At 61.4% G+C, this 13121-nt stretch carries 7 protein-coding genes and 1 pseudogene; 2 read left to right on the forward strand and 6 right to left on the reverse strand.

Annotated features, from left to right (window positions below):
- Window positions 1–46 precede the first annotated feature (46 nt).
- Genes JH15_RS09355 through JH15_RS09365 form a run of 3 tightly spaced genes read right to left on the reverse strand, consistent with a single transcriptional unit; the run spans window position 47 to window position 4534 of the window.
- Complete coding sequence (locus JH15_RS09355; protein WP_043529654.1) at window positions 47–2881, reverse strand: bifunctional diguanylate cyclase/phosphodiesterase; 2835 nt, start codon at window positions 2879–2881, stop codon at window positions 47–49.
- A 17-nt stretch (window positions 2882–2898) separates the two neighbouring features.
- A complete protein-coding gene (locus JH15_RS09360; protein ID WP_231566409.1) occupies window positions 2899–4119 on the reverse strand; it encodes a hypothetical protein in 1221 nt (406 codons plus the stop codon).
- On the reverse strand, window positions 4088–4534 hold the full coding sequence (locus JH15_RS09365; protein WP_231566410.1) for a type 2 periplasmic-binding domain-containing protein: 447 nt from the start codon (window positions 4532–4534) through the stop codon (window positions 4088–4090). Before JH15_RS09365 ends, JH15_RS09360 begins: the two co-directional genes overlap by 32 nt.
- 437 nt (window positions 4535–4971) lie before the next feature.
- Here JH15_RS09365 and JH15_RS17795 point away from each other — a divergent pair.
- Window positions 4972–6048, forward strand: a pseudogene (locus JH15_RS17795) (DUF3541 domain-containing protein); the annotation flags it as partial.
- A 45-nt stretch (window positions 6049–6093) separates the two neighbouring features.
- Here the strand turns inward: JH15_RS17795 and nhaD are convergent.
- Window positions 6094–7578: a sodium:proton antiporter NhaD gene (nhaD, locus tag JH15_RS09370; protein ID WP_052384011.1), complete on the reverse strand. Its 1485-nt coding sequence runs from the start codon at window positions 7576–7578 to the stop codon at window positions 6094–6096.
- A gap of 118 nt (window positions 7579–7696) precedes the next feature.
- Window positions 7697–11113, reverse strand: coding sequence for a hypothetical protein (locus JH15_RS09375; RefSeq protein ID WP_043529660.1), 3417 nt, complete (start codon window positions 11111–11113; stop codon window positions 7697–7699).
- Window positions 11114–11312: 199 nt separating this feature from the next.
- Between JH15_RS09375 and JH15_RS09380 the strand changes: the two genes are divergently transcribed.
- Entirely contained in the window at window positions 11313–12026 is a 714-nt protein-coding gene (locus tag JH15_RS09380; protein WP_043529661.1) for a DUF3581 domain-containing protein, read from the forward strand.
- Window positions 12027–12052: 26 nt separating this feature from the next.
- Here JH15_RS09380 and JH15_RS09385 read toward each other — a convergent pair whose 3' ends face one another.
- On the reverse strand, window positions 12053–13120 hold the full coding sequence (locus JH15_RS09385) for an acyltransferase family protein (protein WP_231566411.1): 1068 nt from the start codon (window positions 13118–13120) through the stop codon (window positions 12053–12055).
- Window position 13121 lies beyond the last annotated feature (1 nt).

Below are 13121 nucleotides of genomic sequence, written 5' to 3' on the forward strand. Positions count from 1 at the left end.
CCTGCTGCCCCGACCTTACCTCATGTCACATTACAATTCCGCACTCTCATTGTTTCTCGTTGGGCAGGGGGCCGATGTCGGACAACAGATCGTCCATGGGTGCCGGCGCGGAAAGATAATAGCCTTGAGCATAGTCCACGCCGAAATCGCTCAGCATGTCCAAGGTCTCCTTGCGCTCGACGAACTCGGCAATGCTCTTCTTGCCGAAGCCCGTGGCGATGTCGGCGATGGCCTTGACGATCAACTGGTTTTCGGGGCTGGTCTCCAGGTTGCGAATGAACGAGCCGTCGATCTTTATGTAGTCGGCGGGAAGCTGTGCAAGATAATGGAAGCTACTGAATCCGGCGCCGAAATCGTCCAGGGCGACCTTGCAGCCCAGGCCGCGAATCGCCTCGAGGATTCGCTGGGCGGTGGTGAAGTCCGTCACGGCAGCCGTCTCGGTGACTTCGATGATCAAATGGTCGGGTCGGGCGCCGCTTTCCGAAAGCTCCTTCTCGAGAAACGCCTGGAGCGTCTCGTCGTGGAGGGAGGGCCCGCTCAAGTTCACGGCAAGATGGAAACCGCGGTCCTGAAGTTTCCTGAGGGCCCGCAGGCTGTGCCTGAGCACCCAGCGATCGAGGGCGACGATCTGACCGCTGCGTTCGGCGACCGGGATGAAGTGCCCCGGCGAGACCAGTTGGCCCTGCTCGTCACGCAAGCGAATCAGGATTTCATAATGGCTGATGGAGTGTTGGCTCAGGCTCATGATGGGCTGCGCCATCAACACGAAGCTATCGTTGTCGAGTGCGTCGCGTAGCCGCTCGACCCAGTAGACCCGCTGCTTGAGCTCTTCCTTGCGATTGGCATTGACCGAGAGCAGATGCCAGCGTTGTCCGCTCTTGCTCTTGGCCTGATACATGGCGAAGTCGGCACTGGCCATGACCTTGTCCGGTGAGTCGCCATGCAGCGGGTACATGGCGATGCCAATGCTGGCGACGGTGCGATGACGCCGTCCTCCCACGGACAGACTGATATCGCGCAACAGCAGCTCGATACGGCCTGCCACCTCGATCGCCTTGGTTTCGTCGTAGTCTTCCAGAAGCAGAGCGAATTCGTCACCGCCCAGGCGAGTGACTACGCAGCGATTGCTGAAGGCCGAGTTGAGCACATCGGCAACCAGGCGCAGCAGCTGATCGCCGACGTGGTGACCACTGAGTTCGTTGACTTCGCGAAAGCTGTCCAGATCCAGGAACAGGACCGCGCCACGTCCCTTGGCATCCAGTGAACTGCGCAGGGCATTCTCGAAACAGCGCCGATTGTAGAGATTGGTCAACGGATCGCGATGGGCCAGCCAGGCCAGGCGTTCTTCGGCCTGCTTGCGGTCGGAGATGTCCAGGCCGACCGAGATCGTGGCATTGGCAGGCTCGTCGTACAGCGAGAGCGGTGAGTGGTACCAGAGGGTGGTGAGCTCATCGCCATCCACGCTCAAGGTCCGCTCATCTTCGGCATTGTCGCCGACATAGGGCGCATCGGAGCGCGGGCGGCTCACGAAGATATCGTCGAAGTGCAAGCCCAGCAGGGAGCCCCAGGACTCGCCGACCATGAGTTCGGTATAACGATTGAACATGGTGATTCGCCCTTGGGCATCCTGGGTCAGGATGAATACCTGGGCGGTATCCAGCAGTCCTCCGATGAAATCGCGCTCGTGCTTGAGTTCCTGCAGGTTCCGGGCAAGTTCCAACTGGCGGGTCTGTATCTCCTCGTTGAGGGATTCCAGTTGCGTGGTCAGCCCCAGGGTGGTGTCGTCGAGAATATCGATCTCATCCCTGAAACGTTTCGAGGGGGGCTCGATGGTGTGCCTGACCAGGCCATACTTGCCGCTTGCCAGTGCGGGGAGCACCTCGGCCAGTCGACGTAGCCGTTCCATCGGCCTCCACAGGATCCACAGCAGCAACAGCTCGGCGCCCAGCCATCCACTCAGGGCATAGGCGAGTACGGTACGCGTATCGTTGTCGATGGCCGCGATCTGCTCGGTGATGTCACTGTTCAGCAGGAAATAGGCTTGGCGTACCTGGCCGCTGCTCTGGCTGACTTCGATGGCCGAGACTTCGTAATGGCGGCGCTGGAACTCGACCTGCTGCGGGCCGCTCGTCAATTGTTCGAAGTCGAGTTGGCGTGATGCATGACGAAGCACCGGCAGGTTCCGGTCGACTTGGGTAATCGCCACCAGGCGGCCATCCCATCCTCCGATGATACGTTCCGGTTCGGGGATTCGCTGATCGCCTTGGCCACGCACGAACAAGGCCAGGTCGGCGCCGGAGATGTCCTGCACGTTGCGAATCACATCGGCGAGACTGCGTGCGACGATCACCACCCCACGGCTCTCGCCTTCTATAAGAATGGGCACCGCAGCAAACTGATAGCAGGTAGCCTGACAACGTGTCCCCAGGCGAGGCACTTCGCTCTGCATCACGTCGCCCACCCACGATCCCAGGGCGATATGCGTTTCACTCACCTCGTCGCCCCAGGTATGGAATTCACGGCTCGAGGCGTCATAGACAATGGCTTCTTCGAGGCCGGCATCGAGCTGCAGCGTTGGCCACTGCTCGTTCAGGGCGGCATCGATGGCCTCGCTGTCGCTGGCATCCACGGCACTCCTGAGCTCGGAGGAGGCTGCGACGACGCCGGCCAGGAGCCGCAGGTTATCCGAGGCATCGAACATGACCTGTTCGATTTCGCGTAGCTGCCGCAGGTGATTGAGGGAGCGGCTGGTTTCAAGCTGGCTGGTCAGGTTGTAATTGCTGAGTAGGGTCATCAACGTGGCGATGCCCAGCAGCAGCAGGCTGGTGAAAGCAAAGGCGCGCCATTTGAGACTAAAGCCAGGCTTTTGGTTCTTGGCCATGGGAGTCACGGAATTACCTAAAAGCGCCATGAGGCCTGGAATAGCCACATGTTCCAGTACTTCTGTGTTTCATCCGGCGGATTGTCCTGATTCGGCAACCAGCCAGTGCCTTCCACATAGTGATACTCGGTCGACAGTAACAGACGAGGATGGGCACGCCACTGTAAACCAAAGGCGAGATCGCGGGCATAACTGCCGTGATCCGGTCCGTTGCCCCGCGCCTCGAGCCAGCGGCCGGAACGATCGTCACGGTTACTCACCAGCACGTCGTAGCGAAGCAGCCATTGCCAGTCGCGGTGGAAGCGACGCAGGTACTGGACGTACCAGCTTTCGCCAGCGATATCGAAATCGACCCCCGGGGCATCGAAGCCCTGCAGGGCCACGTTGCGTATGGCGTACTCTGTTGTCAATGTCCAGAATTCCTGATCGTACTGCAATGACAGAATCCATGGCTGGAAACGCATCTGGCCGTCGTTCAGGCCGGGCAGGCTCGATTCGTAGGTACCATTGACCTCGGCGGCGCTCAGCGCGGCAGTGAAGTTACCAGTAGGATGCTCGTAGAGTACCTGGCCGATGAAGGAGGTGTCGCTGGCGAGCTCGCCGGGATGGCCGTCAAGTCCAAGCGTTGCCGAAACGTCATCATCGATCTGCGGTCGGCCGGCCCCCACCTGCGCCCGAAAGGTGCCCAGGGGAATACGCTTTTCACCGTAGACGGCGATACCATCCGCCGCCAGCCCCAGCGAGCGGGTACGATCGAAGTAGATCGACTGCGGTAACAGGATGCTTGGACGTGTGAAGGCGATATCGCGCGTTTGATTATAGAAGCCGAAGGGATTCTTGAAGCGGCCGATCTGCGTACCGATACGTGTGGTGGCATCGGCGTAGGCCTGGTAATCGAAGACCCCGTGGTCAAGTTCCGGCCGCATGTCGTCGCGTTCGCCTCCCGCTCGCCGGCTCAGGATCTGGGCAGCCAGCAGGACATCGCGATGGGGGCGAATCGAGGCATTGAGGCCGATCTCGGTGAATTGAAAGCTGCCCTGGTCCTCACTGCTGGGACCGAAGAAACGGTTATGATCGGACACGACCCAGGCCTGGCTGATGAAGCCGTGTAGCTGCAGGGTGTCCATGGCATCATTGGCCCAGACACTTTGACCCCAGCCCCCCAGCGTCAGTGAAAGTACCGACAGTAGCAGCCTAGCTCCGGCCCTAGTCCATGGGCACGACTTGCACACGCTCATCCACGTATCCTCGCTCAATGTATCCTACGGCTCCCGGCGTCGTTGCGATCCGTTCCAACATGCTGCGCGGCGTCGAGACCTGATCGGGCGCCTGCCCCGTTCCCGAAAACACCAGGCGATCCCAGGAGAGCTGCAACTGGTGGGGATAGACGCCGAGAATTTCCTTGGTGAAGCGCTCATGAGTGGGATGCCCGTTGGGCATCACCACGACATGGATGGCCTGGCCGTCGGGCCAGGTACGCTGACGCATGGCGAATACCGCCCTGGCCGTATTGCGCGTAATGCGTTGATGCTCGACACTGGGATGGACGATCAGCAGCAGCTCTTCACTCAAGGCGACGGCATGCGATGGCAGCATCACAAGGCCTGACGCGAGTAGCATCGTCACGTACAGCAGGCGACATCCAATCGACACGTTAGCCCCAGGACGCCGGGATGCGGGACGGGGTGAAATGACGCATGACGTTGACGCTCCCTTGGTGACTAGCCCGTATAAGCGGGGCAGTATTCAGTATCAGCGTACATCGAAGCCGATTGCATTAACCATTGCTTAGTCCGTCAGGTGTTACCTGTCAGATGCAAGGTGACGCACTGCTGTTCATTTATCGGCACGGGCTTGAGGCACTTGAGTGAACCCCAGCCGTCAGGCTTTCATACCAACCGATCTAATGCCTCAATCCTAAACGGTTTTCACGGATGTGTCGTTCGTTGCAGGCTACGCTTCTTGTCTGCCGTGGCTGGCCGCGTTGAAGTACCACGAAACGTCAGCGATGCACAGCATCCGAATCGCTTATAAAAACCAATGACGGACGTGATGTCGAGCGCGCACGAAGCGCATGCGAGGTGGGTCATATGGGTCTTTCCTACTTGCACGCCTGTGCTTCCCGCAGGCCTGCCTGGCAAGTAGCGTGGTTGGGATGGCTTGCGCTGGGAATCCTGCTTTCAGGATGTGCGGCCACCACGCGCCTATCGCCCGATCAGGTGGCCGATGGCATTCAGAATCGGTACGAATCCGAGCTCGATACACTGCCTGCCCTCAAGCAGCGTCATTATGCCCAACGGCTGTTTCGCATCACCGGTGATGCGCGTTATCTGCCGCTCAATCGCCAGTATGCAAATCGGCTTCTCGAGGATGTGAGCGCCGATATCGAGGGTCTGCGCCGCCCTGGCCATGCCGCCGTACGCAGCCAGATGTTGATAACAGCCTATCCCACCCGTACTCAGAAACAGCGCGAGCGCAAGCAGCTACTGGCAGGGTGGGGGGAGATTGCCTTTGCCCGAAGCCTGCTGTTCCGGCTGGCTCAGCTCAAGTACTACGGCCTGTTGACCGACGAGCATCTGCCTGGCCATTCACGGGCCCTGGCGTATCTGGACTCGGTGGACTTCGCCACCTTCCTGAGCCATCCCGAGGTGATCTCGAAGTACGCTGCCCAGATAGCGAATATCGTGCATTTCTTGTACCAACTCGACATCGTCGACCTGCGTGAGCCGGTGATTGCCGCGTTTCGGGCACATTACTCTCAAGACAAGGAAGAGGTGCTCTCCACGGAGGCGTTTCACAATATGCTGTACGGCCTGACGCATTTCGTCATTGCCGACAGTCGCTACTACCAGCGCAAAGTGGGCCTGGAAGACCATGCCTGGGTTTTCGACGCGTTCGAGCGCCACCGTTTCCGGCTGCTCGACGAAGCGACCGAGGATATTCTGGCCGAAGTCGGCATCAGCTATCGCCTTGCGGGGCTGGACGCGCATCCGTTGCTATCCTCGGCCCGAGCGTCCTTGGTGGGGGCCTACCGCCCCGATGTCGGCATGATTCCCTCGCCGACAGGGGACACCGACCTTGTGCGGGGCGAGCATCGCAACGTGCTCGCCCTGATGCTGTTGCGCTGGCCCCAGCGGCTCCATCCGGGCCCCGATCTCTCGAAAGACCCGGCAATAACGCGGCCCGCCGCCTTGCGGCAGGACGCGCTCGGCTCAGCCGAAGCGCAGGAAGCTATCGGCGTTGAGCCAGAGGTGTACGAGGATGCTCGCCACGTAGCCGAGGAAGATGACCGGCGCCCAGCGCAGGTGGCCCATGAACGTGTACGAGCCCCGCGCCTGTCCCATCACCGCAACGCCGGCCGCCGAACCGATCGACAGCAGGCTGCCGCCCACGCCCGCGGTCAGCGTAATCAACAGCCAATGGCCATGTGACATCTCGGGCTGCATGGTAAGCACCGCGAACATGACGGGGATGTTATCGATCACGGCTGACATCAGCCCGAGGAAGATGTTGGCCCAGGTAGCGTCCCATTGGGTGTAGAGCACTTCAGAAAGCAGTGACAGGTAGCCCATGAAGCCGAGCCCGCCGACACACATCACCACGCCATAGAAGAACAGCAGGGTATCCCACTCGGCCCGGGCGATGCGGTTGAATATATCGAAGGGCACGACGCTGCCCAGCCGGGCCAATGCCTGCTCGTCGCCGCGACGCACCGCGATGTCGCGCTTGCGGGCCAGCGAGCGGGCCAAGGTGCGGCGCAGGTAGTACCCGAAGAACTGCAGGTAACCGAGCCCGGTCATCATGCCGAGTACCGGTGGCAGGTGCAGCAGGGTGTGGCATGCCACAGCGCTGGCCACGGTCAGCAGGAACAGCAGGATGATGCGGCGCGCGCCGCGCTTGAGCTCGACGTGTTCGGTATGCGGTTCGGGCGTATGGTTCTTGACGAATACGCTCATCACGACGGCCGGAATCAGGAAGTTGACCACCGAAGGCAACAGCAATTCGAAGAATTCATAGAAAGCGATCAGCCCGGCCTGCCAGACCATCAGCGTGGTGATGTCGCCGAATGGGCTAAAGGCACCACCGGCGTTGGCGGCCACCACGATATTGACGCAGCACAGGTTGATGAATCGATGGTCGCCCTCGGCGACCTTGGTCACCACGGCGCACATCAGCAGGGCGGTGGTCAGGTTGTCGGCGATCGGCGAGATCACGAAGGCGAGGATGCCGGTCATCCAGAATAGCGTGCGGTAGCTGAAACCGCGTTCCAGCATCCAGGCACGTAGGGCGTCGAAGACCCGCCGCTCCTCCATGGCATTGATGTAGGTCATTGCCACCAGCAGGAACAGCATCAGTTCGGTGAACTCCAGCAGTGTCTCCCGGAAGGCATGCTCGGCAGCGTCAGGCAACCCGTTCGAAACATAGACCCAACCGATCAGCCCCCAGATGATCCCCGCGGCCACCAAGACAGGCTTGGATTTGCGCATGTGCAGCTTCTCTTCGCCCATCACCAGCAGATAGGCAAAGATGAAGATGCCGACCGCAAACAGCCCGACACCAGTACCCGTCAGGTCCAGTAGCCCGGTAGCGGCGTGGGCCGTCGGGCTGTAGAGCGCCAGCACGACGATCGACAGAAAAGCGGCGAGGCTGGAAATACCAGAAGCAGCGAGACGAGGAGGCCGGGCAGGGGGGAGCATGGTGGCGTCTATCCGATGTCGCGAGTGGGCCGAAGGCGGCTGAGTGGCGACGAATATTAGCATGCGCCACTTAGGGGCATATCGGCGCCGTGCACGCCGACTTTAGATGATGCGACATTCAGTCCCGTGGCTGGGTCTCGAGCGCGTCATGCCAGCCTGATGTTGGCGCGGGGGCTTCCGGTGGCTCTCCCTGCGATGGAGTATCCAGGGCCTGGCGTTCATACCACTGACGCGACCGCCACCAGCGCCAGTTGCGCTCGCCACCATCGAGTTCGATACCCACGCGAAGTGCGCCATAACGGGCGAACAGGTGCCCCTGAGGTTGCCGGTCACGAAAGCGCAGGCTCCCTCGCAATTCCAACCCTTCACCTTCAATCACCGCGTCGCGAAGCGCCACGCTGTGATCGTCCATGATCACTCGGGCACGGCCCTGGACATCGCGAATCGTCAGGCGGTCACGTAACCAGCGGCGTTCTCGGGCGGCATCGACGAATAGATTGACCAGCAGGCTGCTGTCCCGCATGGCCAGGTCGAGCGTCGCATCCAGTGCCAGTGGCTGGGTCCAGGTGAGCTGGCCTGACTCCAGCGTCAGGTGCGCCCACCAGTGCCTGTCGCCTGTACCGCTGCGCTCGAGCTCGGCATTGTCGAGGCGCAGTGTCGAGCCGGAGACATTGAACGTCAGCGTGTCGAGATCGCCTTCTGTCAGCCGCGCATCCAAAGATAGATCGCCGTTCACGGTCTGATCCTGCAGGCGAATCCTCGCATCGCTGGCCTCAAGGCTGACCTCGCCTAGGGCGCGCCTGCCGATGAGGCGCAGTTGAGTGCTCATGCGCGCCCGGCCGCCGAGTAGCTCGAGCCCGGAGTCGGTAGGCAGGAAGGCATTGAAATGCGACAGATCGGGCGCCTCGACACGCTCCAGCGTGAGTTGCGTTTCCAACCCGTCGAGGGTATCGAAGCTATCGATGTCTTGGGCCTGGGTACGCAGGCGAAGCATGTGGCCATCGAGGTACGCCTGAGCACTGTCACGACGGCGCACACCGAAGCTGGGCAGGGCCAACGCCAGCGTGGCTCGAGGCGCATCCTCCTGGTCCGACATCACGATATCGAGCGAGCCTGAACCCTGCGCTTCGTACTGCAGGAAGTGCGCCTGGAGTCGATCCGAACTCACATACAGGTCGCTTCCCGGCGCCAGTTGCCCTTGGGCGAGATGCAGGTCGGCGCTCAGGCGGCCACCGCCGGCCACGGCAATGCCATGCGCATCGGGAAGGAAGGTATCTAGAAAGCCGAGATTCTCGACGCTGGCATCGAACAGCAACCGACCGCCCAAGGGACGTACTTGCTCATCCGGCGACTCACGCCAGCCGAGATCGCCATCGAGACGCACCTGTCGTGCTACCAGGCGGGTCGTCAGTCGGTCGTCATCCCCGGCTTCGTTGGCGTGCAACGTCAGCTGGCTGCCGGATAGATCGATGTGCTGGCCATTCAGGCTCGCGTCGCGAACCCGCAGTTCGAGTTCGAGACTCCCTTCGACGCGCTCATCGAACAGCACGCCGGCAATCGACGGCCCATCGAGGCCGATATGCCCGGCGAGTCGTCGCTCGGCCAGCGTCAAGCGGCCTTGGCTTCGCGCTTCTCCAGACTGAAACCTGAACGGTGCCTGGGCCGGTAGATAGCGGTTCAATACCGCGACATCCGGCACGCGAGCCGCCTGCCAGGCGATCGAAAGGCGCGGCTCGTCGAGTGGCATGCCAAGCTGTGGGGCGTCTCCGCGCGCCTCGAGGCGCAACTGGCCGGCACGCAACAACGGGCGTGCATCGTCCAGGCGCGTCACGGTAACCTCGTTGAAGTCGAGGTCGGCCTTGAGTGTCGGCGATGGGTCGTTGCCAAGCACCTCGGCATCGATACGGCCCGTTCCTGTGGCCTGGATGCCCTCGAAGCGTGCCTCGATCGTCTCGGAACCGACCGACAGGCGAGACGGTGGTCGCAGCCGGCCGGCCTCGAGATACAGGTCGGCGTCGACACGGCCTCCACCCGCCAGGGCGAGTCCGCGCCCTCCGAACAGGCCTGCCAGAAAGCCATCCAGGAAACCAAGATGCGAGACCTGGCCTTCCAGACGCAACTGGCCCTCTAGTTCGGGGGGCGTTTCTGCTTCCGCGCTGTCTGGAAGCCACAGGGAGGGTGCGCTCAGGCGTGCCTGGGGAAAGGCAAGCTGCAGGGTGAACGGCTCTCCATCGTCGCCCACATGCGCAGCCTGGATGTCGACCCGTGTTCCTGAGGCATCGATCCGCTGCGCCTGGGGATTCAGCTCGGGGAGGGCCAGCTCAAGGGCCAGCGACCCCTGGATATCTTTCTCGCCCACCCGCAGTGCGACCTCGCGGCCATCCAGGGAAAAATGACCTTCGACTCGCTCCTCACGGTAATGCAATTCGCCCTGGAGCCGAGCCTGGCCGGCTTGGAGCGAGAGCGGCAGATCGGGGGGCAGATAGCTTGAAAGCCTGGCGATGTCGGGGACGGTCATGGCCGTCCACGCCAGGGAGGCCTCATCGAGTGCCACGGGCGCACGATACAGCGTGGGCGCTTCGGCACGCAGCGAAAGCCGAAACTCCTCGCCTTGCAACAAGGCAGCCACGCCATCGTTTCGGTGCATTTCCAGCTTGTCCAGGGCGATTTCGAGGCGGGTCTGAGCGTCTTGCTCAGCCCCTTGTGCCATGGGGGTGACGCGGGCCGTCAATTCGCCCTGGCCCCTGAGTCGGTAGCGTCGGTCGCTGGCCGACAGCGAGGACTCGTCGAGCGTGACCGTAAGCGCTGTCGAAGTGAGGCTGAATTCGCTCTCGGGAAGCAAACGACCCTGCTCGATCTCGAGACGTCCCTCGAACGCGCCACGTCCCTGGACGCCGAGCCAGGCCTGATCGGCAAGGAAACGGTCGAGCAGGGCGTCGGCATCGCCCTGGCCGGCCAGATCCAGACTCCCGGAAACCGAACGCAGTGCTTCAGCTCCCCGCCGCTGAGAGGGCGCCAGCGGATCGAGCGATAGCCGGCCCTCGAGCCTGAGGTCCTCACCCAGCGGCGTGTCTGCGTCGCGTAGCGTGGCGTTGTCGAGTGCGAGGACCACTGCCGAGATGCTCAGCTCGCCTTGGCGCCACGAAGCCCCGTCCAGCGATAGACGGCCGCTGCCTTCGAGCAGGATATCGCCGAGTGAGAAGTGTCGGATGCCTCTGGCCTCAACGCTGGCCAGACGCCATTCGCGTCGCAGCAGTGCCGTCAGCCCGAGCCAGGCCGTGATCTCCTGAGCCTCGAGGCGCAGCGGGCGCCGCTGCGCACCCGACATATCGAGCGTGAGATCCTGCAGCGCCAGGTGGCCAGGAAAGGCGCTCCATGCCGCGGACCACTCCAGGTGAGTGCCAGGCAGCGCCTGCGACAGGCGACGCTCGGCCAAGCCTGATTGCAGCAGGGCATTGGCCAGCAACAGGTAGAGCAGCAGCAGGGCGAGCAAGCCCCCACCCAGACGTATCCCGACCTTGCGTAGCGTGGTCATCGAACCCTGCAATCCTTGTCCTCTCGTTTCGTCCCAGGCGAGCCGCCCCACGCTTCAGACTCGTATGGCTGGACTTTACCCCTCGTATGGTACAACCTCCGCTCCTCGTTGACGGCCCATCTGTGGCATCATCTACGCTTGAATGGAATCAAGCGTAAGGCATCACACGTGTCTCTACCTATGTGCAAGCAGGCATCGCATGTATCTCGATGAGTTCTTTACCCGTGCAGCGGGGCGTACCCGAATCTCTGCGGAGCAGGCGAGTCGCTTCGCCAAGCAGGTCGCAGGGGATTACAACCCGATCCACAATCCCGACGCACGGCGCTTCTGCGTTCCCGGCGACCTGCTGTTTGCGTTGATGCTGTCCCGCTTTGGCCTGTCGCAACGCATGAGCTTCCGCTTTCTCAGCATGGTCAGTGCCGACGTGGCGCTCGATTTTGTCGAGAATGCCGATGGCAGCCTGCAAGTCGTCGATGACAACGGCAAGACCTTCCTCGAGGTGGAACGTGAAGGCGAGGTGACGCACGATCCCCAGGTCGTCGAGAATTTTGCCCGTCGCTACGTCGCGTTCTCGGGGCGTAATTTCCCCCATTACCTGAAGCCGCTGATGGAAGCGCAGGGTGTCATGTTCAATCCACAGCGTCCGCTGGTGATCTATGACAGCATGGGGTTTTCCATGGAGCGTCTGGATGCGGCCGACCCGGGACTCGAACTCACCCATTCGCAGCTCGAGGTCAACGGCAAGCGGGGTGACGTCACCCTGGAGTTCGACCTCACCTCAAATGGCAATGTCATCGGTCATGGCTCGAAGAAGCTGGTGGTCAGCGGCCTGCGTGATTATGACGCCGATGCCATGGATGCCATCGTTGAGGAGTTCTACCGCCTCAAGGCCTACTACGAGACGACGGCCTGATCCCGCATTAGGTACATCGCGCCTCATTAGTGGATGACCAATCGCTTGCCAAACAACAGGCCTCCCAGTTCAAAGCGGTTGGCCGCCATGTTGAGGCCTACCGAGCCGGCGAGGCCGATGAGGATCATCAAAAGCGTATAGGGCAGCGGGCCAAGATCCCACCAGCCATTGGCGACGTCCACCAGGGAAAAGAACAAAGGGTGGGCAAGATAGATGCCGAAGGAGTATTCGTTGACCTTCTTGACCCAGGGGGTTGCCGGTCGACCGTGCAGATAACGCATCATGACCAGGATATAAATCACGAATAGCGGGACGACCCAGGGCTCCTTCGACGAGTACTCGAGCCAGTCCGGCAGCGTCAGCACGACCAACAGCACCAGACAGGCCCCCAGCCACCCCGGATGCGATAGCGTGCGCAGAGCCTTCACCTGGCCCAGTCGGGGATAATGCCTGGCCAGCAGCAGCGCCAGGAAGAAGACGTAAATCCAGCCGAGCGGAACGATCCAGGAAAGATAGCCAGGCGGTTCCCATGCCAGCCAGTAGCCCAGACACCAGTAGCCTGCACTGATCAACGATCCGACGATCAGCCATGGCCCTGGAGGCAGGGCACGCTCGAGTTCGAAGCGCACGAAGAGCCAGTACAGAAAGTAGAACTGTACCGCGATCAGCAGGAAGTAGCCGTGCCAGCCGGCGAACAGCAGATACTCGACGAGGTTGTTCACCAGTTGGCTGTCTCCCCCCTCCATCTTGCGCCCGACCGAGTTGCCCACGGAGTAGATCAGTCCGTAGGCGACATAGGGCACCAGGACATAAACGATGCGTCGTGAGAGGAAGCCGTCAGGAATCCTTGACGCATAACGCATCGAGAACAGGAACGTCGACATGAAGATGAACGTTGGCGTTCCCACCACTGTGGGTATGCGCAAGAGGTCCAGATAGACATTGTCGTGATGCTGATTGAGCCGATCCAGCAGGTGAAAGCTGAAAACGGCCAGGCAACCATAAAAACGCAGCCAGTATATTTCCTCGATGGGTTTCATCGGCACCTGTCGGCTCAGAGGATGAACGAATCGACTCGTTTCGCTGTCGGACATC

Origin of the sequence: Litchfieldella xinjiangensis (genome assembly GCF_000759345.1) — a bacterium.
Classification (GTDB): Bacteria; Pseudomonadota; Gammaproteobacteria; order Pseudomonadales; family Halomonadaceae; genus Litchfieldella_A; species Litchfieldella_A xinjiangensis.